The 24,785-nt window shown below is 74.5% G+C and carries 24 protein-coding genes and 1 pseudogene; 4 read left to right on the top strand and 21 right to left on the bottom strand.

Annotation, left to right across the window (positions count from 1 at the left end):
- Window positions 1-912 (bottom strand): CPBP family intramembrane glutamic endopeptidase, encoded by a 912-nt coding sequence (locus AC1C2V_RS13175; RefSeq protein ID WP_495390073.1) that lies wholly within the window; start codon window positions 910-912, stop codon window positions 1-3.
- Window positions 913-1,080: 168 nt separating this feature from the next.
- On the opposite strand from AC1C2V_RS13175, the gene AC1C2V_RS13170 reads away from it, so the two are divergent.
- Window positions 1,081-2,361 carry a sensor histidine kinase gene (locus tag AC1C2V_RS13170; protein WP_495390072.1) on the top strand — a complete coding sequence of 427 codons (1,281 nt, stop codon included), beginning with the start codon at window positions 1,081-1,083 and terminating at the stop codon, window positions 2,359-2,361.
- Window positions 2,362-2,365: 4 nt separating this feature from the next.
- Window positions 2,366-3,043: a response regulator gene (locus AC1C2V_RS13165; protein ID WP_495390071.1), complete on the top strand. Its 678-nt coding sequence runs from the start codon at window positions 2,366-2,368 to the stop codon at window positions 3,041-3,043.
- Between the two features lie 99 nt (window positions 3,044-3,142).
- Here AC1C2V_RS13165 and AC1C2V_RS13160 read toward each other — a convergent pair whose 3' ends face one another.
- The 15 genes from AC1C2V_RS13160 to AC1C2V_RS13090 all read right to left on the bottom strand — a co-directional run bounded on the left by AC1C2V_RS13160 (window position 3,143) and on the right by AC1C2V_RS13090 (window position 17,831).
- Window positions 3,143-4,729, bottom strand: coding sequence for an HNH endonuclease signature motif containing protein (locus AC1C2V_RS13160; RefSeq protein WP_495390070.1), 1,587 nt, complete (start codon window positions 4,727-4,729; stop codon window positions 3,143-3,145).
- 484 nt (window positions 4,730-5,213) lie between these two features.
- Window positions 5,214-5,567 (bottom strand): 4-carboxymuconolactone decarboxylase, encoded by a 354-nt coding sequence (pcaC, locus tag AC1C2V_RS13155; RefSeq protein ID WP_495390159.1) that lies wholly within the window; start codon window positions 5,565-5,567, stop codon window positions 5,214-5,216.
- 155 nt (window positions 5,568-5,722) lie between these two features.
- Window positions 5,723-6,583 (bottom strand): alpha/beta fold hydrolase, encoded by an 861-nt coding sequence (locus AC1C2V_RS13150; protein ID WP_495390069.1) that lies wholly within the window; start codon window positions 6,581-6,583, stop codon window positions 5,723-5,725.
- Window positions 6,580-8,025: a lyase family protein gene (locus tag AC1C2V_RS13145; protein WP_495390068.1), complete on the bottom strand. Its 1,446-nt coding sequence runs from the start codon at window positions 8,023-8,025 to the stop codon at window positions 6,580-6,582. Before AC1C2V_RS13145 ends, AC1C2V_RS13150 begins: the two co-directional genes overlap by 4 nt.
- Window positions 8,003-8,839 (bottom strand): protocatechuate 3,4-dioxygenase subunit alpha, encoded by an 837-nt coding sequence (gene pcaG / locus AC1C2V_RS13140; protein WP_495390067.1) that lies wholly within the window; start codon window positions 8,837-8,839, stop codon window positions 8,003-8,005. Before pcaG ends, AC1C2V_RS13145 begins: the two co-directional genes overlap by 23 nt.
- Window positions 8,836-9,651: a protocatechuate 3,4-dioxygenase subunit beta gene (gene pcaH, locus AC1C2V_RS13135; RefSeq protein WP_495390066.1), complete on the bottom strand. Its 816-nt coding sequence runs from the start codon at window positions 9,649-9,651 to the stop codon at window positions 8,836-8,838. The genes pcaG and pcaH overlap by 4 nt, the downstream gene beginning before the upstream one ends.
- On the bottom strand, window positions 9,648-10,874 hold the full coding sequence (locus AC1C2V_RS13130; RefSeq protein ID WP_495390065.1) for a 4-hydroxybenzoate 3-monooxygenase: 1,227 nt from the start codon (window positions 10,872-10,874) through the stop codon (window positions 9,648-9,650). Before AC1C2V_RS13130 ends, pcaH begins: the two co-directional genes overlap by 4 nt.
- Entirely contained in the window at window positions 10,871-11,527 is a 657-nt protein-coding gene (locus tag AC1C2V_RS13125; protein ID WP_495390064.1) for a 3-oxoacid CoA-transferase subunit B, read from the bottom strand. The genes AC1C2V_RS13130 and AC1C2V_RS13125 overlap by 4 nt, the downstream gene beginning before the upstream one ends.
- On the bottom strand, window positions 11,524-12,213 hold the full coding sequence (locus AC1C2V_RS13120; protein WP_495390063.1) for a 3-oxoacid CoA-transferase subunit A: 690 nt from the start codon (window positions 12,211-12,213) through the stop codon (window positions 11,524-11,526). Before AC1C2V_RS13120 ends, AC1C2V_RS13125 begins: the two co-directional genes overlap by 4 nt.
- Complete coding sequence (locus tag AC1C2V_RS13115) at window positions 12,210-13,481, bottom strand: thiolase family protein (protein WP_495390062.1); 1,272 nt, start codon at window positions 13,479-13,481, stop codon at window positions 12,210-12,212. Before AC1C2V_RS13115 ends, AC1C2V_RS13120 begins: the two co-directional genes overlap by 4 nt.
- A complete protein-coding gene (locus tag AC1C2V_RS13110; RefSeq protein WP_495390061.1) occupies window positions 13,478-14,308 on the bottom strand; it encodes an IclR family transcriptional regulator domain-containing protein in 831 nt (276 codons plus the stop codon). The genes AC1C2V_RS13115 and AC1C2V_RS13110 overlap by 4 nt, the downstream gene beginning before the upstream one ends.
- Window positions 14,298-15,161, bottom strand: coding sequence for an ABC transporter ATP-binding protein (locus AC1C2V_RS13105; RefSeq protein WP_495390060.1), 864 nt, complete (start codon window positions 15,159-15,161; stop codon window positions 14,298-14,300). Before AC1C2V_RS13105 ends, AC1C2V_RS13110 begins: the two co-directional genes overlap by 11 nt.
- Entirely contained in the window at window positions 15,162-15,968 is an 807-nt protein-coding gene (locus tag AC1C2V_RS13100) for an ABC transporter permease (protein ID WP_495390059.1), read from the bottom strand.
- Between the two features lie 85 nt (window positions 15,969-16,053).
- The gene (locus AC1C2V_RS13095; RefSeq protein WP_495390058.1) at window positions 16,054-16,866 is read right to left on the bottom strand and encodes an ABC transporter permease; all 813 of its coding nucleotides are present in this window, start codon (window positions 16,864-16,866) and stop codon (window positions 16,054-16,056) included.
- Entirely contained in the window at window positions 16,863-17,831 is a 969-nt protein-coding gene (locus AC1C2V_RS13090; RefSeq protein ID WP_495390057.1) for an ABC transporter substrate-binding protein, read from the bottom strand. Before AC1C2V_RS13090 ends, AC1C2V_RS13095 begins: the two co-directional genes overlap by 4 nt.
- A 340-nt stretch (window positions 17,832-18,171) precedes the next feature.
- On the opposite strand from AC1C2V_RS13090, the gene AC1C2V_RS13085 reads away from it, so the two are divergent.
- Window positions 18,172-19,380 (top strand): hypothetical protein, encoded by a 1,209-nt coding sequence (locus AC1C2V_RS13085; protein WP_495390056.1) that lies wholly within the window; start codon window positions 18,172-18,174, stop codon window positions 19,378-19,380.
- Here AC1C2V_RS13085 and AC1C2V_RS13080 read toward each other — a convergent pair.
- Window positions 19,334-19,996, bottom strand: coding sequence for an MOSC domain-containing protein (locus AC1C2V_RS13080; RefSeq protein WP_495390055.1), 663 nt, complete (start codon window positions 19,994-19,996; stop codon window positions 19,334-19,336). The two genes, AC1C2V_RS13085 and AC1C2V_RS13080, sit on opposite strands and share 47 nt — an antisense overlap.
- 73 nt (window positions 19,997-20,069) lie before the next feature.
- Here AC1C2V_RS13080 and AC1C2V_RS13075 point away from each other — a divergent pair, with 73 nt between their 5' ends.
- Window positions 20,070-21,356 carry an NAD(P)/FAD-dependent oxidoreductase gene (locus AC1C2V_RS13075; protein WP_495390054.1) on the top strand — a complete coding sequence of 429 codons (1,287 nt, stop codon included), beginning with the start codon at window positions 20,070-20,072 and terminating at the stop codon, window positions 21,354-21,356.
- A gap of 134 nt (window positions 21,357-21,490) precedes the next feature.
- On the opposite strand, the pseudogene AC1C2V_RS13070 reads toward AC1C2V_RS13075, so the two are convergent.
- From AC1C2V_RS13070 to AC1C2V_RS13055, 4 genes and pseudogenes are all read right to left on the bottom strand, one after another.
- A pseudogene (locus tag AC1C2V_RS13070) lies at window positions 21,491-21,715 on the bottom strand (amino acid permease); the annotation flags it as partial.
- 131 nt (window positions 21,716-21,846) lie between these two features.
- Complete coding sequence (locus AC1C2V_RS13065; RefSeq protein WP_495390053.1) at window positions 21,847-22,971, bottom strand: FtsX-like permease family protein; 1,125 nt, start codon at window positions 22,969-22,971, stop codon at window positions 21,847-21,849.
- Window positions 22,968-23,642: an ABC transporter ATP-binding protein gene (locus AC1C2V_RS13060; protein ID WP_495390052.1), complete on the bottom strand. Its 675-nt coding sequence runs from the start codon at window positions 23,640-23,642 to the stop codon at window positions 22,968-22,970. The genes AC1C2V_RS13065 and AC1C2V_RS13060 overlap by 4 nt, the downstream gene beginning before the upstream one ends.
- Entirely contained in the window at window positions 23,639-24,769 is a 1,131-nt protein-coding gene (locus tag AC1C2V_RS13055) for a peptidoglycan-binding protein (RefSeq protein WP_495390051.1), read from the bottom strand. The genes AC1C2V_RS13060 and AC1C2V_RS13055 overlap by 4 nt, the downstream gene beginning before the upstream one ends.
- Window positions 24,770-24,785: the final 16 nt, after the last annotated feature.

The raw sequence follows: 24,785 nt of genomic DNA, 5'->3' as shown, positions 1-24,785 counted from the left end.
CTAGCCGCCCGTGGTCTCGACGAGCGCCCCGTCCGCCGAGTCGTCCGGGCGGTACACGCGGCGCCACCCGTTCTGCCCTCGTCCCCCGTACCGCGGGCGAGCCAGCATGATCCAGGCGCAGGCCGCGCCCATCGGGACCATGGTCAGCGCGATGACGACGATGCGGTCCAGCGAACCGCCCTCGCCCGCGGTCAGGGTCGTCGCGGTCAGCAAGGACAGCACCATGTTGTTGCCCGCGTGGGCGAGGCTCGACGTCCAGACCGTCCCCGAACGCAGGCGCAGCCAGGTCAGCAGGATCTCCTGGAGCACGAAGGAGGCCGTCCACACCGCCAGGCCCAGGAGCACGTGCGAGAACTCGATGTACCCGAGGAACGCCAACGGGTAGTGCCACACCGCCCAGATCAGTCCGGTCAGCAGCGGGGACGCCCAGGGCCGGTGCGGCACCAGCCGCAGCCGCAGGTACGAGGTCCAGCCGAACTCCTCGCCGCAGTACAGCGGGGTGAGGACGAGGACGAGCGCCTGGAGGCCCACGACCGTCACCCACCAGGGGGTGCCGCTCCCGTCGAACATGCTCGACGACGGGGCCCAGAGGCCGAGCACCGCGGCGGTGGCCAGGGTCCCGGCGGTGAGCGCGAGCGGCCCCCACCAGGCGATCAGGTAATGCGGCCAGGCCGTGCGCCACCGCGGCCCGAGCCCGGCGTCGGCGAAGCCCTCGCGAGTGATCCACCGCCGCACGACGACGGCCGCCACGGCCGGGGCGAAGGCGAACGGGAGCTGGACGAGCGGGTCCACCACGGACCAGCCCAGGACGAGCCGTGCGACGAGCACGTACCCCCATGCCGGGACGAAGGCGAGCACAAGGAACCAGACGAGTCCGCGGGTCCGGGAGGAAGAGCGAGGGGGCGAGGGCATGGGGCGACTCGGTCCTTTCTGGAGAGGAGGCTGGTGGGATCGATCGTCGCGTCGACGGGCGCGCCGGGAATCCCGAGCGGGAGCGAAGTTTCTTCGCCCGAACGAGGGGGGCCGCACCTCCCTCCCCTGGGGGAGGTACCGCCGGTGGTCGACCGCGAGACTTGGCGCGTGCCGACCCTCATCCACCGCCTCTTCGGGCCCGAAGCGTTCCGCGCCGCGGGCTACACCGTCGGCGGCCTCGCGCCCGCCGTGCTGCCGACTCCGTTCGCCCTCGTCGCCGCGCTCGCAGCCCGGCTGCCTCCGACCGGCCGCCTCCTCGTCTTCGCGGGCGCCTGGGCGGTCCTGGTCGTCGCCCTCGGCCTGATCCCGATCGTGCACGAGGGCTATGTCCGCCTCACCGACCGGCTGCTCGGAACGAGCCTGAGCGCAGTCCGGCGGGCCGGCGGCCGGCAGGTGGGGACGGGCGTGTGGGCCCTCGTGCACGCTGTCGCCGCCTGCCTCGCCTGCGGGGTGTGCTTTCTGCTCGGACTCACCGCTGCCACGCCCCTCCTCGTGTGGCTCGACGGGGGCGGAAGCATGGCGCTCCTCCGCTGGCAGGTGACCGTCCCGACGGGGCCGGCCGGCGCGTGGACGGTCGTGCTGGCGTTGTGCTGCGGCCTCCTCGGCGCCGCCGCGACCGCCGTCCTCGGTGCGGCGCTCCGAGCCTGCGCGCCGCTGCTCCTCGGCCCGCGCCAAGACGACCTCGTCACCGCGGCCGAGCAGCGCGCGGCGGTGCTCGCCGACCGCAACCGCCTGGCGCGGGAGCTGCACGACTCGATCGGGCACACCCTGACCGCGTCGACGATCCAGGCGGCCGTGGCCGGGCGCCTGGTAGACATCGAGCCGGACGCGGCGAAGGCCGCGATGGCGAGCATCGAGCACACCTCACGGGTGGCCCTGGAGGACCTTGATCACGCGCTCGGGCTGCTGCGAGACGAATCAGCCTCTCCGCGTCGCCCGCAGAGGACGCTCGCCGACCTCCCGGAGCTCCTCGACCACGTGCGGCGGACCGGGACAGCAGTGCGGGCCGAGCTCGAGCCCGACGAGGTGTCCATCCCGGCGACGGTCTCGAAAGAGGCGTACCGGATCGTCCAGGAAGGGCTGACGAACGCGATGCGTCACGCGAGAGGGGCACCGGTTCGGGTGACGGTCCGAGTGACGGCCGCCGCGTCGGGCGGGCAGCTGGAGATCGAGGTGGCGAACCCGATACCGGCACGGGCCGGCCGGCCCGGACACTCCGGGGCGGGGCGGCAGGAGCACGCGCGGCACGGAGGCGGGCACGGGTTGCCCGGCGTGGCGGACCGTGTGCGCACTCTGCGGGGAGTGGTGGGCTTCCGCCCGGCCGACGGCCCGGACGGACCGGAGTGGCGCTTGTCGGCCTGCCTGCCCCTGTCGACGGGGCGGGGGTGAGGGCGTGCGCGTGCTGATCGTGGACGACGAGGAGCTCACTCGGAGGGGGTTGCGGGCGCTGTTGTCGTTGGAGCCCGACATCGAGGTGGTGGGGGAGGCCGCGGACGGCGCGGAAGTCGTGCCGTCGGTTCTGGAGCTCCGCCCGGACGTGGTCCTGATGGACGTGCGGATGCCGGTGATGGACGGGATCGCGGCGACAGTCGCGCTTCGTGATGCCGCGCTGCGCGAGGCGGCGCTGTACCAGGACGCGCCGGAGCCGCCGAAGGTCGTCGTGGTGACGACGTTCGAGAACGACGAGTACGTCTACGACGCGCTGCGCGCGGGCGCGGACGGGTTCCTGCTGAAGCGGGCGCCGGCGGAGCGGATCGCGGCGGCCCTGCGGCTCGTGGCCTCCGGGGACAGCCTGTTGTTTCCCGAGGCAGTCCGCCGTCTGGCGCAGGCCCGCCCCACCACGACGGGGATCATTCCGGAGGGGACGTTGACGACAAGGGAGCTGGACGTGCTGCGACTCATGGCGGGCGGGCTGTCCAACCAGGACATCGGCGCTCGGTTGTACGTGACCGTGGAGACCGTGAAGACCCACGTGGGGAACGTCCTGACCAAGCTCCGTGCGACCAACCGGACGCAGGCAGTGGTCATGGCCTATGAGTCGGGCCTCGTGGCGCCCGGGGGAACCCGGTAGCGCATTGCCGTGCCGCAGCACTCGTGGCCTGCTCAAACCATGGCCTGCTCAAACCATGGCCTGCTCAAAACATGGCCTGCTCAGAAACTCGTGGCCTGCTCAGAACGGCGGCGACGTGCCCTCGTCAGCGCCGTCGACCGCGTCGGGACGTCCGGCGGTTGGGATCTGGTCGGGCGGGATCTGGTCGCGCGGGATCTGGTCAGGTGGCCCGTGGACCGCGGGCGGCCGGTCGTGCCGGTGCCCCGTCGGCGCAGTCCAGCGGGTCATGCCGGACGCGGAGTCACGGTCGACCCGCCAGCCGCCGCTGGTCTTGGCCCGATGGTGCGTGCGGCACAGGGCGTGCAGGTTGGCACCGTGCGTCTGTGGCCCTTCGGCAGTCGGGTCGAATGGGTCGACATGATCGAGGTCGGAGGATGCCGCGGGCACCCGGCAGCCCGGAAACGTACACGTGACGTCCCGCGCGACGACGGCCGCGCGCAGTGCCTCGCTCGGGCGGTACGACCGCGACGACACGTCAGTCAGCACGCCGCTCGCCGGGTCGGTGAAGATGCGCTGCCACACGGTGTCCGGGTCGCTGGCCAGCGCCCGCGCCATCGGGGCCGGGATCGGCCCGTGACCCGCGAGGATCGCCGGCAGGTCGTCCGAGCCCAGCAAGGTCGACGCCGCCACCGTCACCCGCACGGCGCCGCCGCGCGATCCGCGAGGTCGCCCGGTCGCAACCCCGGCGCCGCCGCTCTCTTCACCCGCGGTGGCCCCACAGCCCGCAATGGACGCACCGCACGCGGTCGCCCCACCGCCCATCGTGACCCCGCCGCCCGTTGTGCCTGCACCGGTCGGGCCCACCCCCACTGAGCCGAGGCGTCCGCTGACGAGCCCGACCAGCGCATCGGCCCGGCACTCGTCCAGCCGTCGCTCCTCCCCCGGCGCCCGGCGCATCGCCAGGGCGACGTCGTCGACGGTGGCGAACACGCGGGCGGCGTCGTCCGCGGGCAGGTAGGCGGTGAGGTACGCCATCGCGTCGTCCACGGGCTCGAGCCGGACGAACCGTTCGGCCCGCGCCGCGCGGTGCCGCTCGTTTGCGCCCTCCGGATCCGTCGCGATCTCGGCGCGGCGCATCCGCTCCCGGAGCTGCGGGGCGGTGAGGTGCTCGGCGTCGGGCAGCACCGTGGCGATCGCCTCACGGCGCCGGTCGTCGGGGAGCCGCCCGGTGGAGACCAGGACCTCGGCCTTGCGCCGGTCGACGACGCCCGCCGCGAGGGCATCCGCCACCTCCGGCAGCCGCGCCGTCCCGTGCGCCACCGTGACGAGCTGCGCGCCCGCGTGCCGGGTCAGGCCGAGCCGCGCCGCCACCGCGTCGGCCACGAACTCGTGCCGCGACGACCCGCGGGTGCGCTCCAGCATCTCGGCGAGCACGCGCGCCGATCCCGCCTGCGCCCACGCGGAGATCCGCTCCCAGGCGGCGAGCACCTCCAGGATCGTGAAGTCGTCCAGGTCCGCCTCGCTCAGCGACGCCAGCGTCCTCGCGAGGTCCGGGCCGGGGAGCGCCGCGTCCAGCAGCGCCAGCAGCGGGCGGCCGGTCTCGACCACGCCCGGCGCGGCAGCACCATCGCGCGCCAGCGCGCCCAGCGCGGCAGCGCGGTCGCGCGGCGTCGCGCCAGGCACGTCCGCAGCGGGACGCGCCGACACCGCGACACTCTGCCTACCCTGACCGCGATCACCGTGCTGGCCGCTGCGCGCCCGGTCACGGACGGCCTCCGCGACCCGGTCGCGGGCCGCTTCGCCGACCTGGTCACCGCCGGCGTCGTCACGGCCGTGGCCCACCGTGTGCCACCTGACGGCGACCGGCGCCCAGCGGAGATCCGTCGCTCCGGCACCACGGCGCTCCGTGCGATCGCCCTCGGCCACGCCTGCGCCGCCTGCGCCTGCACGTGCACCCACGCCAGCGAGCGCGAGTTCGACGAGCGACGCGCGTACCGCCGTGACGGACGGTACGCGCGACGTGTTCGGCTCCGGCGCGACCGGGGCACGGGTCGCGCCGGAGCCGTGTGCCCGAGAACGACGGCTACCGGCCGCGTGGGCGGACGCTGCCACTTCGTCGTCTTCGAACATGTGTTCGAGCGTAGCCGTTCGACACCCACCCCACAAGGGCAGATCCGCGGGCTTTGGACGGTCAGATCAGGCCGTCCTCGCGCAGCACGCGCTCGGCCACCGCGAACGCGCTGTTCGCGCTCGGCACGGAGCAGTAGACGGCGGTCTGCAGCAGGACCTCGCCGATCTCGTCCACCGTGAGCCCGTTGCGGACGGCCGCCCGCACGTGCATCGCCAGCTCGTTCTCGTGCCCGCCCGCCACGAGCGCGGTCAGTGTGATCATCGAGCGACTGCGTCGGTCGAGCCCGGGGCGCGTCCAGATCTCCCCCCACGCGTAGCGGGTGATCAGGTCTTGGAAGTCGGCCGTGAACGACGTCGTCCCGACCACCGCCCGGTCCACGTGCGCGTCGCCCAGGACCGCTCGCCGCGCCGTCATCCCGGCAGCATGCCGCGGATCGTCGTTCGCCGCCGGATCGTCGTTCGCCGCCGGATCGTCGTTCGCCGCCGGATCGTCGTTCGCCGCCGGATCGTCGTCCCGCGGGCCCTCGCGCCCCGCCACGTCGCCGTCCCGCCGACCGTCGTCCTGCCTCATCACTGCGTCCCCTCGGCCATGAGCTCGCGCACCAAGGTCGCGGTGCGGCCGGGCCACTCGGCGGGCGCGAGGTGCGCCGCCTCGTGGATCACGACGAGCCTCCCGTGGCGCACCCCCTCCGCCACCTCCGCGACGACGTCGGGCGGCGTCGCCGGGTCGTCGGCACCCGCGACGGCGAGCACCGGCGTGCCGATCTCGGCGAGCCGGTCGCGCACGTCGAACCGGGCCAGCGCCCCGCACACGGCGGCGTAGCCGAACCGGTCCGCGGACTGCAGCGACGCGAGCAGCCGCGTGCCCACCTCAGGCTCGCGCTCGAGGAAACCCGGCGCGAACCAGCGCCCCGCGGCGGCGGAGACCTGCGTCGGCGTGCCTGCCGCTGCCACCAGCTCCCCCCGGTCGTGCCAGGGCCCGGGCTCACCAAACCGGGCCGCGGTGCAGCACAGCAGCGCCCCGCGCACCCGCTCGGGCGCGTCGAGCAGCAGCTGCTGGCCCACCGCCGCGCCCGCCGAGACGCCCGCGTACCAGAACGGCGAGCCCGGGTCGCCGCGCTCGGCCTGCGCCCGGTCGACGAGCGCCAGTACCTCGGCGGCCAGGTCCTCGATCGTCAGGTTCCCGAGCGCCAGGCCCCCAAGGGCCACGTCCCCAAGAGCCACGTCCCCGAGCGACCCCGGCGCCACCGCGGGCGACGTGCCGTGGCCGGGCAGGTCCCACCCGAGCAGATCCAGCTGGTCGTCCAGCAGCGGCACGACGTCGTGCCACACCGCCGACACCGACGTACCCAGCGACGGGCCGAGTACCAGCAGCGGCCGGGTCGCGTCGCGCAGCGCGAGGGCGACCGCGCCCAGCTCGGGCCGGGTCACTCGTCGCCTCCACCCGCACCTGCAGTGCCCCCGTACCGGGCGAGCACCCGGTCGACGACGGCGGTCGCCGCCCCGACGTCCCAGCCGGGCCCATCCTCGCCCGCGCTCGTGCCCGCGTCCCCGGGACCGTCGTCGTCCCGGCCACCGGGCAGGTACTCCCGCAGATTTCGAGCGACGGCGTCCAGGTCCACCTCGAGGCCCGCGAGCAGCTCGGCCGCGGCGTGCGACGCCGCCACGGCGTGCCGGGCGAGCTGCTGCAGCGCGGGCCACTCGGCGTGCCAGGCGCCGTCGGGCCGCTCGTCCACGGCCTGGCCGGAACTGCCGACGACCTGCGCCGCCAGCAACGGGGCCGCGAGCGCCGACCGGCGCACCAGCACTGACAGCACCGGGTTGCGCTTGTGCGCCATGGCCGTCGACGTGCCCCGGCCAGGCGCGGCCGGCTCGCGCAGCTCGCCCACCTCGGCGCGGGAGCCGACCAGGATGTCGGCCGCGACCGTCCCCAGCGCGGCGCACACCTCGGCGAGGGCGTCGGACACGCGGACCATCGGGAAACGCGTCACGTGCCAGGGTCCTGCGGTGACGGGCAGGCCCAGCTCCGCGGCCCACGCGTCGACGAGCTCGGCGGCCCGGGACGCGGCGGGCTCGAGCGGCGGCGTGGTCTCGACAGGCTCGACCGACGAAACCGGCTCGAGCTGCGACGTGGTCTCGACAGGCTCGACCGGCGACACAGGCTCGACCGACGACGCAGGCTCGACGAGCGCCACGGTGCCCGCAAGTGTTCCCGCCGCGCCGCCGTATGCGAGCGGCAGCGCGCGGGCGGCGGCGGCGAGCCGCTCGCGGGCCTCTGCCACGGCCTGCAGCCAGCCGGCACCGCGGGCGCCGAGCGTCGTGGGCACGGCGGGCTGGGTGAGCGTCCGGGCCAGGGCCGGGACGTCGCGGTACCGACGCGCGAGCCCCGCCGCCGCGTCGACGGCACGCCCGAGCCCCGCGTCGGTGGCGCGCGCGGCGTCGCGCAGCACGACGACGAGCGCGGTGTCGAGCACGTCCTGCGACGTGAGCCCGGCGTGCACCGCCCCGACGACCTGCGCCACCGGCGTCCCGCCCTGCACGGCCGCGCCGCACCCGGCCTCGACGGCGGCGCGCAGCCGGGCGAGCAGCGGGATGACGGGGTTGCCGCCCGCGGCCGCGTCCCGCGCGACGTCGGTCGCCAGCGCGAGCGCGGCGGCGTCGTCGGCGGCCAGCGCGACGACCGCCCGGTCGACGACGGACCCCACCGCAGCCGGGACGACACCGCAGCGCACCTGGGCTCGCACCCACGCCGCCTCGGCGGCGAGCATCGCCCGCAGCACCGCGACGTCGTCGGTGACGGCGGCTGGCGACCCCCGGCCGAGGTCCGCGCCCGGGGTGAGCAGGCCGACGTCAGGCACGGGGGGTCCCGACACGTGGATCCTGAGCCTGTCGAGACCTGGTTTCGACAGGCTCGACCGGCGGAGCGGAAGGCACCCCGTTCAGCGCCGCGCCGCTCGGGTCACGCAGGTCGAGCGGGTCCGACGGCGGGCCGGGCGCGACGCCGCGGACGACGCCGTGCACGTGGTCGGGCACGGGCTCGGGCACGTCGTGACCCGTGCCCCGGCGGGAGCTGGTGTCGGAAGAGATGTCGAGGAACACCGTCTCCCCCTCCCCCTGCAGCCGGATGTCGTGCCGCAACGAGCCGTCGGGCTCGCGCGTCGCGACGAGCGTCGCACGACGGTCCGGCTCCAGCCCGGCGAGGAACGGGTCGGCCGCGAGCGACGCGGCGGCTTCCGGGGAGTCGCGGGGCAGGTAGATCCGCGTGAACAGCCGGTCGGTGAGGCCGCGGGCGAAGACGGCCATGGCGATGACGGCGGCGTTGTCGGGCGCGGTCGGGCCGGGCTCGAGCGTGCGGAACCAGTACCCGCCCTCGCGGTCGGTGGCGGCGCGGCCCCAGCCGGTGAACGTGCCGTCGCGCAGCACGGAGCCGCTGCGCCGCACGACGGCACCGCTCGGGTCGGCGTGCCAGATCTCCAGCATGGCGTCGGGCACGGGTCGACCTGCGCCGTCGAGCACCCGCCCGTGCAGCCGCACCGCGCCGGGAGTGCCGGGCTCGACCAGCTCGTGGCCGTGCTCGTACGGCAGCGCGAAGCCGAAGAACGGGCCCACGGTCTGGCCGGGGGTCGGGCGCAGCTGCGGCATGCCCGTCGTGCTCCGCGCGCGGCCGGATCGCGTCTCGTCACTCATGGTCGTCCTCCGGCCTCGTCGTCATCGTCCCCTGGCTCGGTCCAGGTGCGCCCCGCCCCGGACAGCACGATGTCCCACCGATAGCCGGTGGACCACTCGTGCGACGTGAGCGCGTGGTCGTAGACGGCGACGAGCCGATCGCGGGCCTGCGGGTCGCGGATCGACTGGTAGATGGGGTCGAGGGCGAACAGCGGGTCGCCCGGGAAGTACATCTGCGTCACGGTGCGCTGCGTGAAGTCCGTGCCGAACAGGGAGAAGTGGATGTGCGCGGGCCGCCAGGCGTTCACGTGGTTCTTCCACGGGTACGGGCCCGGTTTGATGGTGGTGAACCGGTACCAGCCGTCGTCGTCGGTGAGGGCGCGGCCCACGCCCGTGAAGTTCGGGTCGATCGGAGCGGGGTGCTGGTCGCGTTTGTGGATGTAGCGCCCGCCCGCGTTGGCCTGCCAGATCTCGACGAGCTGGCGGCGCACGGGCCTGCCCGCGCCGTCGAGCACGCGGCCCGCGACGACCATGCGCTCGCCGATCGGCTCGCCGCTGTGCGCCGCGGTGAGGTCGGCCTCGAGGGGGCCGATGTCGCGCTCGCCGAAGACGGGCGAGAGCAGCTCGATCGTCTCCGGGTCGGCGTGCCGCAGGTCCTTGGTGGGGTGCCGCAGCAGCGAGCTGCGGTACGGCGCGAAGTCGCGACGCGGCCCGGTCTCCTCGGGCGCGCCGTCAGCACGGGGCTCGGCTGTACGGGGCTCGGCGCGGGCGTCCCGATACTCCTGGTGGCTCGCGCGGATCTCGGTGGACAGGTCGGTCTGGCTCTCGCTCACATCGCTCCTTCGGTCATGATCTGTCCCCAGCCGGTGTACCCCTCGGCGAGGAGGCGTCGCCCGGCGTCCGACGCGACGAGCGTGCGCAGCTCGGCGAGCCGGCGCCGGTGCTCGAAGCCGGACTCGCCGGGGTGCGTGTGCAGCATCCGGCTCATCCACGCGGAGAAGTGCTGTGCCCGCCAGACGCGCTCGGACACGCGGCGGCCGTACTCGTCGAGCAGGGCGTCGTCCCTCGCCGCGCCGCCCGAGCGGGACAGCCACCGGCTGAGTACGTCGTGCAGCACGACGACGTCGGCGAGCGCGAGGTTGAGCCCCTTGGCGCCGGTGGGCGGCACGGTGTGCGCGGCGTCGCCGGCGAGCAGCAGGCGGCCGTGCCGCACCGGCTCGACGACGGACGACCGGAACCGCAGCACCGAGCGCTCCTGGACGGGACCCTCGGCGAGGCGGAAGCCGTCCGGGCCGGCGACCCGGCGCTGCAGCTCGGCCCAGATGCGGTCGTCGCCCCACCCGGCGGGGTCCTCGTCCGGGTCGCACTGGAAGTACAGGCGCTGATGGGTCTCGGTGCGCTGGCTGATGAGCGCGAACCCGTGCTCCGACGCCGTGTACACCAGCTCGGGGGCGCTGCGCGGCGCCTCGACGATGACGCCGAACCAGGCATACGGGTACTCGTGCACGTAGTGCCGGCGCACGTCCTCGGGCAGGGAGTGGCGGCAGGCCGAGTGCGAGCCGTCGGCGCCGACGAGCACGTCGCACCGCAGCTCGTGCTCGCGGCCCTCGGCGTCGGTCCACCGCACCCCGGGGGTGTCGGTATGGATGTCGAGCACCTCGGTGACCGTGGCCTGCCAGCGCACGTCGCCGCCGTCGGCCGCGCGGCGGTCGGCGAGGTCGGTGAACACCTCCGTCTGCGGGTACAGCCAGACGGCGCTGCCGGTGAGGCCGTGCAGGTCGATGCGGTGGCTCTCGCCGTCGAACCGCAGCGCGATGCCGTCGTGCCGGTCGCCCTCGCGCAGCACCCGGTCCAGGCCGGCGTCGACCAGCGTGGACACCGAGCTCGCCTCGAGGATGCCCGCGCGGGTGGTCCGGTAGATCTCGTCGCGGGTGCGCGACTCGAGGACGACGTGCTCGATGCCCGACGTGTGCAGCAGGTGCGACAGCAGCAGCCCCGCCGGGCCGCCGCCCACGATCGCGACGGGGGTGCGCTCGACCTCCACCTGACTGGTCATGCCTCGCCCCCCAGGGTCAGTCCGAGCAGGTCCTCGAGCTCCGTGTGCCCGATGCCGAAGCGCTCCACGACCGTCGCACCGTCGGGGCCGACGTCGAGCACCGCGCGGTCCGCGTAGACCCGCGAGACGCAGCCGACGCCCGTGAGCGGCAGCGTGCACTCCTCGACCAGCTTGGGCGCGGCGTTCTTGGTCAGCAGGGTCATCATCACGACCGTGCGCCGGGCGCCGACGGCGAGATCCATTGCGCCGCCGACGGCGGGGACGGCGTCGGGCGCACCGGTGGACCAGTTGGCGAGGTCGCCGCGCACGGACACCTGGAACGCACCGAGCACGCAGACGTCGATGTGGCCGCCGCGCATCATCGCGAACGAGTCGGCCTGGTGAAAATATGACGCCCCGTTCAGCTCCGTGACCGGCACCTTGCCCGCGTTGATGAGCTCGGGGTCCACGTCCTCGGGGGCGGGGGCCGGGCCCATGCCGAGCATGCCGTTCTCGGTGTGCAGCGTGATGCCCGAGCCGGCCGGCAGGTGCTCGGCGACGAGCGTCGGCAGCCCGATGCCGAGGTTCACGTACGAGCCGGGCGCGATGTCGGCGGCGACGCGCGCCGCGATCTGCTCACGGGTGAGCGCGCCGGTGGCAGGCGAGGCCATCATGCCGACACCCCCGCGATCGCGGTCTCGCTCCTGAGGGCGACGACGGCCTCCACGTAGATGCCGGGCGTCACGACCACCTCCGGGTCGAGCGCGCCCGCGGGCACGACGTCGCGCACCTGGGCGACGGTCCGCGCGGCCGCGGTGGCCATCACCGGGCCGAAGTTGCGCGCCGTGCGACGGTAGACGAGGTTGCCGACCGTGTCCGCGCGGTGCGCCTTGACCAGCGCGACGTCGGCGCGGATCGGTGTCTCCAGCACCATCGGGGAGCCGTCAAGCACCCGCGTCTCCTTGCCCTCGGCGAGCGGCGTGCCGTAGCCGGTGGGCGTGAAGAACGCGCCGATGCCCGCGCCGGCCGCCCGGATCCGCTCGGCGAGGTTGCCCTGCGGCACCAGCTCCAGCTCGATGCGCCCGGACCGGTACGCGGCGTCGAAGTGCCACGAGTCCACCTGACGCGGGAACGAGCACACGATCCGGCGCACCCGGCCGTCGCGCACCAGCCGGGCGAGCGCGTCGTCGCCGTTGCCGGCGTTGTTCGACACCACGACGAGGTCTGCGGCGTCCGAGGCGAGCAGCGCCTCGATGAGCTCGACCGGCTGCCCGGCGGGGCCGAACCCGCCGATCATCACGGTCGCGCCGTCCGGCACGTCTCCCAGCGCCTCGAGCGCGGTCACCGCGACGCGCGTCATGCACTCTCCCCCCGGTCGTGGCCCGCGGCCGGGGCCACGTTCTCCAGCACGACGGCGGTGCCCTGGCCGACGCCGATGCACAGCGCCGCGACACCCCACCGCGCGCCCGACGCCTGCAGCCGCCGCGCCAGCGTGCCGAGCACGCGTGTGCCGGACGCACCCAGCGGGTGCCCGAGGGCGACCGCGCCGCCCCACGCATTAAGAATCCCCGCGTTGAGGATCCCCACGCCGTCGTCGTCGAGCTCCACGTCGATGCCCCACGCGTCGGCGCACGCGAGCGCCTGCGCGGCGAACGCTTCGTTGAGCTCGACGGCGCCCACGTCGTCCCAGGTGATCCCGGAGCGCTCCAGCGCGCGGTTCACGGCCTCGACGGGCGCGAACCCGAAGTACTGCGGCTCCCCGGCGACGGTCGCCCGGCCGGCGATGCGCGCGAGCGGCTCGAGGCCCGTGAGCGCCGCGGCTCGCTCAGACCCGATGAGCGCCGCCGACGCGCCGTCCGACAGCGGGGACGCGTTGCCGGCAGTCACCGTGCCGTCCGCCGTGTCGTCGGCAGAACCACGGAACGACGGGGCGAGCGCCGCCAGCTTCTCGAGGGACGTGTCCGGGCGGATCGCTTCGTCGCGGCGCAGGTCCGTCCCGGGGTACTGGGCCACCAGGTCGTCGTAGCGCCCGGCCTCCCAGGCGCGGGCGGCGAGAACCTGGCTGCGCAGCGCGAACGCGTCCTGCCGCTCGCGGGAGATGCCGTGCTTCTCGCGCAGCCGCTCGGTGGCCTCCCCCAGGGAAACCGTCCAGTCGGGCTCCATGCGCGGGTTCACGAGCCGCCAGCCCAGCGTGGTGGACACGAGTGCGGCGTCCCCGGCGGGGAACGCCCGCGCGGGCTTGGGCAGCACCCACGGCGCGCGGGACATCGACTCGACGCCACCCGCCACCACGACGTCTGCGTCGCCGGTCTCCACGGCCCGCGCGGCCTGCACCGCCGCCTCCAAGGACGACCCGCACAGCCGGTTCACCGTGGCGCCCGGCACGCTCAGCGGTAGCCCGGCCAGCAGCACGGCCATGCGCGCGACGTCGCGGTTCTCCTCCCCCGCGCCGTTCGCGTTGCCGAGGATCACGTCGTCGATCGCCGCCGGGTCGAGGCCCGGGGCGCGGCGTACCTGCTCGCCGACGACGAACCCGGCGAGGTCGTCGGGGCGCGCGCCCGCGAGCGCCCCGCCGTACCGGGCGAACGGCGTCCGCACGGCGTCGTACACGTACGCGTCCTGTGTCACCGGAGCCTCATCAGGTCGTCCTCGATCCGCTTCGCCGCCGCCAGCAGCGGCGGCACGATGTCGTCGCGGATCTCGGCCACGTCGCCGCGCCGCACCGGGGCGGAGGCGTTGACGGCGGCCACGACGTTCCCGCTCGCGTCGTGCAGCGGGGCCGCGACCGACCGCAGCCCGTCCTCCAGCTCCTGGTCCACGATGGCCCACCCCTGGTCGCGTACCCGGGCCAGCTCCGTGCGCAGGGCCGCGGCGCTGGTCACGGTGCGGGCGGTGAGCGCGGGCAGCTCCGCGGCGGCGAGGAACGACTCCCGCTCGTCGTCCGGCACGTGCGCGAGGATCGCGCGGCCCATCGACGTCGCGAACGCCGGGAAGCGGGTGCCCACCCGGATGGCGGCCGACATGATCCGGTGCGTCGCGACGCGCGCCACGTAGACGATGTCCGTGCCGTCGAGCACCGCGACCGACGACGACTCGCCGACCTCCTGCGACAGCTGCTCCAGGTGCGGCGCAGCGACCTCGGGCAGCGTGAGGCTGGACAGGTAGGCGTAGCCGAGGTCGAGGACGGCGGGCCGCAGCGTGAACTCCCGTCCGTTCGAGCGCACGTACCCGAGCTCGACGAGCGTGTGCAGGAACCGCCGCGCCGACGCCCGGCTCAGCCCGGTGACGCGGGCGACGTCGCTCAGCGTGAGGGCCGGCCGCTCCGCGCCGAACGCGCGGATCACCGCCAGCCCGCGGTCGAGGGACTGCACGAACTCGCCGGACCGGGCCGGGTTCTCGCCGGCAGCCTCGTCCACGCTCTCGTCCACGCTCTCGTCCACGGCCTCAGCCGGCATGGGTCAGCCTCGCGTCCGCCAGGGAGCGCACGCCCTGCTTCGCCTGCTGCACCAGCTCGTAGACGTGGGTGCGCAGCCGCGCGAACTCCGGGGCCCCGCGGGTCTCGAGCTGGTCGCGCTCGGGGCCGAGGCCCACCCGAACGTCCTCGAGGATCACGGTCGGGCGCGCGGAGAGCACGAGTACGCGCTCGCCGAGGTAGATGGCCTCGTCGATGTCGTGCGTGACGAAGACGACCGTCACCCCCAGCCGCTTCCACAGGGCCCGCACCAGGTCCTCGAGCTCGAAGCGTGTCTGGGCGTCGACGGCGGCGAACGGCTCGTCCATGAGCAGCACCTGCGGCTCGTACGCCGCGGCCCGGGCGATCGCCACCCGCTGCTGCATGCCGCCCGAGAGCTGCCACGGGTAGGAGCGGCCCACGTCCGCGAGGCCCACCGCCTCCAGCGCCTCGGCGACCAGCCGCGCCCGCTCCGCGCGGGCCACGCCCTTCTCCTTGAGCGGCAGCTCGACGTTCTGCGCCACCGTCATCCACGGGAACAGCGAGCGCCCGTACTCCTGCAGCACCACCGCCATCCCGGTCGGCGGCCCGGTGACGGGCGACCCGGCGAGCTCGACCTCGCCCGACGTCGCCGGCATCAGCCCGGCGAGGCAGCGCAGCAGCGTCGTCTTGCCCGCCCCGGACGGTCCCACCACGCACACGAACTCGCCGTCGTCGACCTGGAACGACAGTTCGGCGATCGCCTCGACGGGCTCGCCGCGCCCGGCATAGACCTTGTTCAGGCCGCGGACGTCGAGCATCGAGCTGGACGGGGTGGACGGGGTGGACGAGGTGGACGGGGTGGACGGGGTGGTCATCTAGGCACCTCCACGTTGGGACCGCAGGTACCCGTGGTACCAGGCGAGGACCGCGGCGGTCGCGATCCGGAAGACGAAGGACAGGAGCACCCCGAGCAGGCCGAGCATGATGACGCCGCTCCACATCTCGGGGATGGCGAAGCTGCGCTGGAACTGGACCACGGAGAAGCCGAGGCCGTCGCGCGCGGCGAACATCTCGCTGATCACCATGAGGATGATCGCGATCGACAGCGCCTGTCGGGCACCGGTGACGATCTGCGGGCTGGCGCCCGGCAGCATGAGCCGGCGAATGCGACCCCACCGCCCGAAGCGGAAGGCGCGCGCGGTGTCCTTGAGCACCGGGTCGAGCCCGCGCACCCCCTCGACCGTGTTGAGGAGGATGGGCCACAGCGCACCGGTCGCGATGACGAACACCCGCATCGACGTGCCCACCCCGAGGAAGAGCATGAGCACGGGCACCATGACGGGCGGCGGGATGGCCCGGAAGAACTCCAGCACCGGCTCTGCGAGCTCGCGCAGCGGCCGAATCGCGCCGATGAGCAGCCCCAGCGTCACCCCGACCACCAGGGCGACGGCGTACCCGGCGAGGAGGCGGCCGAGGCTCGGCAGGATGTCCTGCACGAAGCGGGTGTCCGCGAACGTGTCCCCGGAGAACCACGTGGGCCCGATCGTCGCGAAGATCTCCGACAGCGGCGGGTTGTAGGGCGAGACGCTGTTCGCCGTCACCGCCCACCACAGGGCGAGCAGCACCAGCGGCAGACCCACCGCCAGCAGCAGCGAGCGGAGGGCGCTCGTGACCGTACTCATGCGATCCCCCTCTCGCACGATCGCTGCGGTGCCTCGCTCCGGCACACCTCGTGCCTCGGCGTACCTCCGCGGGGGCTCCTCGCGCTCATGCCATGACCTCCCCACGCACCGACGGGTGCCAGAACAGGGCCCGGTGCTCCAGCGCGCGGGCCAGCAGGTTGACCGCCACGCCCAGCAGGCCCGTCACCACGACCAGCGCGTACATGGACGGCACGGCCCCGGACTCGCGGGCGACGGCGAGCAGCTTGCCGATGCCGGGCGTGCCGATGAGCATCTCGCCGGTGACGGTGAGGATGAGCGCCACCGCGGCACCCAGCCGCAGTCCCGTCATCACGTACGGCAGCGCCGTCGGCCACACGAGGGTGCGCACCCGGGCGAGCACCGAGAACCGGTACGACCGGGCGGTGTCGCTCGCGACCGGGTCCACGTCCTGCACGCCCGCGAGCACCTGCACCAGCACCTGCCAGAACGACGCGTACACCACCAGCAGCAGCGTGGCCTGCATGCCCGTGCCCCACAGCAGCACCGCGATCGGGATGAGCGCCACGGACGGCACCGGCCGCAGGAACTCGATCGTCGACGCGGTGACCGCGCGCAGGAACGGGACCATACCGATGACCACGCCGAGCACGACGCCCGCGACGACGCTGATCGCGAGGCCGGTGATCCACGTGACCAGCGTGTCGCCCAGGGCCACCCAGAACTCCGGCGTCTGCACGCGCTCCACCAGCGCGGCGAGGATCATCGTCGTCGTCGGCAGGAAGTCCGGGTTCACCAGGCCCGTGGCCGGCAGCAGCTGCACCAGCACGAGGAGCGCGACGACACCCGCCATGCCGAGCAGCGCCGGTCGAAGACTCGCCGGACGGTGGCCGGTCAGGCGCGGCGCGGCCGCCGTCATGGCATCAGCGCCGAGACGTCGACCGGCTCGTCGAACATGCCGTACTCGAGGCCCAGGTCGGCGAGCAGCTGCACCTGCGCCTCGTCGAGCTCGGCGGTGAAGCGGGGCATCACCATGGCGTCCTTCACCGCCGGTTCGATCTCGGTGTACGAGTCGAGCACGGCGCGCGTCTCGTCCGGGTTCTCCTCGGCGAACGTCAGCGACTTCTCCAGCGCGGCGGTGAACGCGTCCACAGTCTCCGGGTCGTCGGCGATCTGCTGGTCGGAGGTGAAGTAGGCGGCGATGAGCAGGTTCGGGTCGGTCTCCGCGAAGTTCCACACCACGGGCTCGGCCCCGGACTGCAGCGCGCGGGTGAGGTGCGGCTCGAGGATCCACGCCGCGTCGACCTGGCCGCTCTCCACCGCGGCGGGCATGTCGGGGAAGCCCATCTCGACGAACTCGACGGCGGTCGGGTCGCCGCCCGCGTCGTCCACCACCTTGCGCACCGTGGTGTCGCCGATGTTGTTGAGCGTGTTGACGGCGACCGTCTTGCCCGCGAGGTCCGCGGCCGTCTCGATCCCGGAGTCCGGCAGCGCGACGACGGCGGCGAAGTCCTTGCCCGGCTCGCCGGTCGTGAGGTTCCCGGGGGCGACGATCTTCAGGGGCAGGCCCTGCTGCGAGGCGAGCAGGAGGGACGTGACGTTGCTGAACCCGAACTGGTACTCGCCGCTCTGAACGGCGGGCACGATCGCGGCGCCGCCCTGCGCCAGCTCGAGCGTGATGTCGAGGCCCTCGTCCTCGAAGAACCCCTGCTCGACGCCCAGGTAGATGGGCGCGACGTCCACGATGGGGATGACGCCCACGGTGACGGGCGTGAGCTCGCCGTCGCCCGACGCGGTGGGGTCGGGATCCCCCGACGAACCGCCGCACGCGGCGAGGGCGAAGGCGGACGCCGCGGCGACCGCGGCGGGGACGACGCGGCGCACAGCGCTCCTCATCGGCCCAGCGATCGACATCGGACCGGCGATCGACTTCGGACCCACGCTCTTCCTTGGCACGGTGTTCTCCTTTGAATGGTCCGACCGGATCGACGGACCGTCATTGGTCCGTTCTCCGAACGAGTGTGCTGAGAGTGAACATAGTGGGCGCCGGTCGGGCCGGTCAACGGTCCCCGCGGCGACCGTGGGCGCGCGACGCGACCGCCCCTTGCCCCTGAGCCGCACCGCCCCGTTCACGCACCCGGAGGATGCGGTTCCCCCGCCGGGGGGAGGCCGGGGCGCCGGCCGCGGCGGGAACGTGGAGCCAACCCACCGAGGAGGCACCACGATGACCACCAGGTTCATCCCCCACGACGGCCCCGCACGCGAGGTCCCGACCCCCGTGCCCGCCCCGGGGAATCGAGGTTCTCGGCCACCGGGCAGGTCGCTCGGCGCCGCCTCGCTCGGCACATCGGCCGCGATGGCCGCGCTGCTCGGGTTCTTCGCCGCGCGGCCCGACGTCGACCCGTTCCGCGAGGCGGACAACACCCTCGGACACTCCCTCCTGCCCGGCCTGCCGCTCACCTGGCTGCTGCTCGCGGTGGCTCTGTTCGGCACCGCGACGGCCGCGGTCCTGCTGGCCACCGGGCGGCAGCCCTGGCGGGCGGTCACGCCGGTCGCCCTCGTCCAGGTCGCCGCGTTCGGGTTTTTCGCCCAGGGCTCCGGGACGCTCAGCGTCGCCGGCTACCTCGTCGCCCTCGCCGTGCCGGTCCTTGCGGTGTGGGCGGGGACGCAGATCTTCCGGACGCATCCCGCGTGGCGGCTCCCGCTGCTGCTCGCGGCGGTGGCCGCCGTAGTGGGGGTCGTCGTCGCGCGCGACGCGTTCGCCACCTGGCTCGGCGGCATCACGACCGGGTTCGCGCGCGAGCGGTGGAGTCCCGTCGCAGTGCTCCTCCCGCTCGCGACGGCGTCCGCCTGGGCCGGGCTCGTCCTCGTCGGCGCCTGGCGGCGTGGTTCGCTGCAGCGAGCCACCGCCTGGGTGACGCGCCACCGCCGACTCTTCACCATCGTCGCGGCACTCGGCCCGCTGCCGTACGCGCTCGCCCGGCTCACCTGGCTGACCCCATGGCCGCAGCTCGCGGGCCCCGGGGAGGAGCTCACCCTCGCCGTGCGGATCCAGGGCCTGTCGCTCTCGTCGGGAGCCTGGCTCGGCATCGTCCTCACGCTCGGCCTGATCCTGCCGTGGGGCGAACGGCTCCCCCGGTGGTTCGGGCGGCGGGCGGGGTGGCCTGTGCCGCCGGCGGCCGCGATCGTCCCCGGCGGGATCGTCGCCGTCATGCTCTGCGGCGCGGCGGTCCCGATGCTCCTCATGATGGGCGGCACCGCGGCGCTGTACTTCCCCGCGTGGTTCTGGGGGCCGGCGCTCGCACTCGCCGTCTGGGGCTACGCCGGGCGCCGGTACGGCGTCGGCACCGGGAAGGCCGACCCGGACGAGCCCGGCGCCGCCGGGGTCAGCGCACCAGCGCCTTCTCGGCCCGCTCCCGCATCTCGTCGCTGAGCCGCAGCTCGCCGACGTCGTGGGCGACCAGCAGCGCCTTCGCGACGTCGGCGAGCTCGGGCGCGCCGTCGAGCCGGTTGAACGCCCCGAACCAGTCCGTGAGGGTGACTCCGTGGGCGGGCCGGTGCACGACCTCCACGGCGTCGCCGGAGCCCAGGTCGCCGTTCTCGACCACGCGTAGGTAGGCGCCGGTCCGGTTCGCCTGGGTGAACCGGCGCACCCAGCGCGGCGGCGAGCCGAGGCGGCGGGCGAACGTCTGGCACGGCGTGCGGGGCTGCGTCACCTCGAGGAGGGACGAGCCCACGCGCCACTGCTCGCCGACGACGGCGCGGCTCACCTCGAGCCCGCGCGTGCGCAGGTTCTCGCCGAACAGTCCCGGCGTCACCTCGTACCCGAGGTCCGCCCCCCAGGCCTCGGCGTCCTCCTGGGAGTAGGCGTAGACCGCCTGGTCGAGGCCGCCGTGGTCGGCGCGGTCGGCCTGCACGTCGGCGTACAGCCCGTACGGGCGGGCCTTCACCCGGCCGTCGACGGGGCGCTTGTCGATGGCGGTGACGCCGACCGTGCCCGCATCGGGCAGGAGGGCGAACACGCGGCAGACGGCGAGGAGCTCGGGCACGGGACCATCGTCTCAGGCCCGGCTCGGTCGACGACAGCAGGGCACACCGCCGCCGTTCGCCTACGGTGGTCCCGTGAGCGAACGCACCGACCTACCCCACGTCGTCGTCGTCGGTGGAGGGTTCGGCGGGCTCGCCGCCGTGAAGGCCCTCGCCGGCGCTCCCGTCCGCGTCACGCTGATCGACCGCCGCGTCTACAACACGTTCCAGCCCCTGCTCTACCAGGTAGCGACCGGCGGGCTCAGCCCGGGCGACGTCACCTACTGGCTGCGCGGACTGCGCCTGAAGCAGAAGAACGTGCGGGTGCTGCACGAGCACCTGGTGGGCATCGACCACGACGCGCGCCGGATCCGCCTCGCCAACGACGAGACGGTCCCGTTCGACTACCTGGTGCTCGCCAACGGCGTGACCGTGAACTTCTTCGGGACGCCGGGCGCCAAGGAGAACGCGGTCGGGATGTACTCCCGCTCCCAGGCCCTGCGGATCCGCGACCAGCTGTTCATCCGGCTCGAGCGGTCGGCGTTCACCCCCGGGTCGGACGACGGGCTGCGCGTCGTCGTGGTGGGCGGCGGCGCCACCGGCGTCGAGGTCGCCGGTGCACTGGCCGAGCTGCGCACCGCCGGGCTCGCCCCCGCCTACCCGGAGATCCGCGGCGACGCCTTCGAGGTGACGGTCGTGCAGCGCGGCACCGAGGTGCTCAAGTCGTTCCACCCGAGCCTGCGCGAGTACGCGGCGAAGGAGCTGGAGCATCGCGGCGTCCGGCTGCACCTGGGCGCCGGCGTGGCCGAGGTGCAGCCCGACGCGGTCGTCCTCACCGACGGCACGCGCATCCGCTCCGACCTGACGGTCTGGTCGGCGGGCGTCGCGCCCCACCCGGAGGTGGACGACTGGGACCTGCCACGCCGCGACGGCGGTCGCATCGCCGTCGCCGCCGACCTCCAGGTCGAGGGACGGCCGGGCGTCTTCGCCGTCGGCGACATCGCGGAGCCGCCCGAGTGGCTGCCCCAGCTCGCGCAGCCCGCGATCCAGGGTGGTCAGCACGCCGCGCGGAACATCCTTGCGCTGCTCGCGGGTCGCCCGACGACGCAGGTGCGCTACCACGACAAGGGCACGATGGCGGTGGTCGGGCGTCGTGCAGCCGTCGCCGAGCTGACCCTGCCGGGCACCTCCAAGGCGCTGCGGCTCACGGCGGGGCGCGCCTGGTTGGTGTGGCTCTTCGTGCACATCATGTCGCTCGTCGGGCCCCGTAACCGCGTCACGACGCTCGCCGGCCTCCTGACCCGGTACGGCTTCCCGTTCCACCGCCGGCCGATCCCGATCGTCGGCGACGTCCCGACCGTGCGGCCCGCGAAGCCGGACTGACCCCGCTCCCCTCGCCGGGCGTCAGTCGCGAGCGCGCCGTACGCCGCGCGTCAGGGCGTAGACGGCGAGGATGACCACGACCAGACCGGCCGTCGCGGTGAGCTGGGCGCGGGCCGCCGGGTCGGACAGCATCAGCCGAGCAGGAACCCGGCCCAGCGGCCCATCGCGGCCTCGGCGTACACGGAGAACGAGCCCGAGGCGGGCATGGCCGAGGCCATCTCCGCGAGCATGCGCATGACGAGCACGACGGTCGCGCCCGCGATCGCATCACTGATGAGCACGGCGGGCCCAGCGGTGCCGATCGCCTGGCCGGAGCCGAGGAAGAGCCCGGCCCCGATGGCGGAGCCCAGGCCCATCATGGTCAGGTGCCGCGGCCGCGGCCCGTGGGCGAGGTGTGCGTCGGACGACGGCGCCGGCGTCCCCTGCTGGTCGGTGGTAGTCACAGCCGACCACGGGAACCCGGCACGGCCGCGCCGGAGGAACCCGGGCCCTACGGGACGCGGAGCTCGGTCAAGGGGTCACGACACGCGGCCCACCACGCGGGTAGGGCGCTCATCGTCGCGGTCGTCGCCGCCATGACGACGGCGACGGCGACCATGTACGACGCGTCGGGGAGCGGATGCCCTGCCCACCACAGCCAGGCAGCTCCGGCCACTGCCCCGACGCAGCCCCCGGCCACCGACAGCAGGGCGACCTGCCCCACGACGAGCGTGACGATCATCCGCCGGGTGGCGCCGAGCGCCCGTCGGCGGCCGAAGTCCCGGCGCCGGATCAGGGCCGCGCCCCAGACCACCACGGTGACGGCGCCGACCGCGGCTCCCAGGGCGCCGAGGACGACGGCACGGCTCTGCTGCGTCAGCTCGCCGTCCACCAGCGCGTAGGCGGTGGCGAGGTCCTGTGACGTCTCCACCATGAGATCCTCCGGTGGGATGTGCCGCAGCTCGCCGCGCACCAGGTCACGGACCCCCACGACGTCGGCGGCCCGGCCGGCGACGACGACGAGGGTGCTGATCGGTGCGGAGCCGTCCTCGGCGCCCGACACCGGCGGGGCGAGCAGGACCGGATCCCAGGAGCGGACGGCGTCCGGGAGGACCACCTGTCGGGAGACGAGGTACCGCGCGTCGGTGGACGGGGCCCGGAGCATGCCGCGCTCGGGCAGGCCGAGGACGTCGACGGCGAGCGGGGTCGCCCACACCTGACGGGCGCCGGCGACCTGCTCCGCCGACATCGGCGGCGCGCCCGGGAGCTCGCCGTGGACCTCCCGCACGGCGACGAGCGCTCCCGCGGGGTTGCCCGCCGCCCGGACGTCTGTTGCGGGACCGAACCCCGTGGCCGATGCCACGACGTCGTACCGCTCGAGCCGCCCGACCACGTCGGCCGTCATCGACTCGGCGCCGTCCCCGGTGGCGTGGACCGTGACGGTCCTGGTACCGACCTGTTCCATCCGGGCGAGCACCGCGGTCTGCGCCCCCTCCGCGCGCCCGGCGGTGACGAGCACCGTCGTCGTCCCGCCGAGCACCACGAGGACCGTGAGCAGCGAGACCACGCGCTGCGCCCGGACGGCGGCGAGGGCCTCGACCAGCATCGCCCGGACGAGCGCCACCCCGGGCCTCACGCCGTGCCTGCCGGGAGGCCCGCCCCGAGCCCGAGGTGGATGTCGGCCTGCGCGGCGACGGCGGGGTCGTGCGTGACGACGATGACGCAGCCGCCCGCCCGGGCGTGCTCGCGGAGCTCGGTCAGGACGACGTCGGCCGTCGCGCGGTCGAGGTTGCCGGTGGGCTCGTCGGCGAACACGACGTCCGGGTGCGACAGCAGTGCCCGGCACAGCGCGATGCGCTGGGCCTGTCCGCCCGAGACCTGGCCCGGGCGCCGGCGCAGCGGCACGTCCACGCCCACGCGGTCCATCAGCTCGGCCGCGCGCCGGGCGTGCCGCGCCGGGTCCTCGTGCCGGTACAGCGCGGACTCCACGACGTTGTCCAGGACCGTCCGGGTTGGATCGAGCACCGCGTCCTGGAAGACGAACCCGAAGCGGTGTGCGCGGATCCGGGCACGCCTCGCCGCGGACAGCCGCTCGACCGCGTACCCGTCGAGGAGGACCCGGCCACCGGTCGGGCGAGCGAGCAGCGCCAACAGGAACAGCCGGGTCGACTTGCCGCACCCCGACGGGCCGGTCAGCGCGGTGACGCTCCCGGCGGCGAAGGACGCCGACCAGCCGTCGACGACCGGCTCGCGCGCGCCCGGGTAGGTGAAGGAGAGGTCGTCGACCGCGAGCCGCAGCTCGGTCACGGGACGACCGTCCCGGTGGTGGTCCCCGCGTCCTGCGTACCGACCGGGACACGGACGCGCACTCCGGGTTCGAGTCCGTCGACGACCGCCTGTCCACCGTCGACGGCGGACACGGCGACCGGCACAGCGGTCCCGTCCGCGAGCGTGACCTGCGTCGCCCCGCTCGCGCCGACCTCGACGGCGGCGACCGGCACCGTCGTCCCCGCGGTCGGCGGCGTCACCACCACCTGGGCAGGCAGCAGCTGCTCGCCGCCGGCGGCGACGTCCTCGCAGCGACCGTCGCACACCGACGCGGCGCCCGCCGCCGGTTCGATCCGCGCGATCGCCGACATCGCGCCGACGGTCGCGTCGTCCCCCGGCCTGATCTCCCCGAGCCGGCCGGCAAGCCGAGCGTCATCCACCGTGATCTCGACCGTCATGCCCGGTTCGACCAGCTGCTGCTGTCCCTCGGGGAGGGTCATCTCGAACGTCACCTCGTCGGGGACCACGTGCCCGACGACGGCCCCCGACGACAGGCGCGTCCCGAGCGGAACGTCGGCGGCCCAGTCCGCGACGCCGGGAAGGCCGGGCACGAAGACCACCTGGCCGGCCGGAACAGCTCCCGTCACCGGGAGCCCCGCCCGCTCCTGCCACGCGCGGACCTGCTGCTCGGTCGCACTGCCGAACTCGCCCTCGGCGGGGGTGGTGCGCAGGCCGACCGTGACCAGCATCTCCTGCAGCTGCCGGACGTCGTCGCCTTCGTCGCCGCGCGACAGGTCACGGAAGACCGGCACGTCGCCGGACGCGACGACGACCGGCACGAGGTCGACCGAGTACAGCGCGTCGCCCGTGGAGACCTTCTCGCCCTGCGGCAGGAGCCGTTCGGTGAGGACGCCGTCGGCCGCGTTCACCAGGTCGACGCCGCCGGAGCGCCGGGCCGTCACGTCGAGGCGGATCGACCGCTCCACCGTGCCGTGCGCCGAGTCCACGAGTGCGTAGTCCGCGGCGGACGCCGGCACCGGCGGCGGGGCGAACACCGTCCGCAGCGCGAGGCCGAGGGCGGCCCCGGCGGCCAGGACCACGAGGGCTGCCACGACGACCCACACCACGCGTGCGCGCGGTGCGGGCCCGAGCCGTAGTCGGCTCACGCCGCCGTCCCCTGCG

Source organism: Isoptericola sp. Y541 (assembly GCF_059445465.1).
Note: the sequence above shows the minus strand (reverse complement) of the source record. Positions and strands in the feature narration are given on the sequence as shown.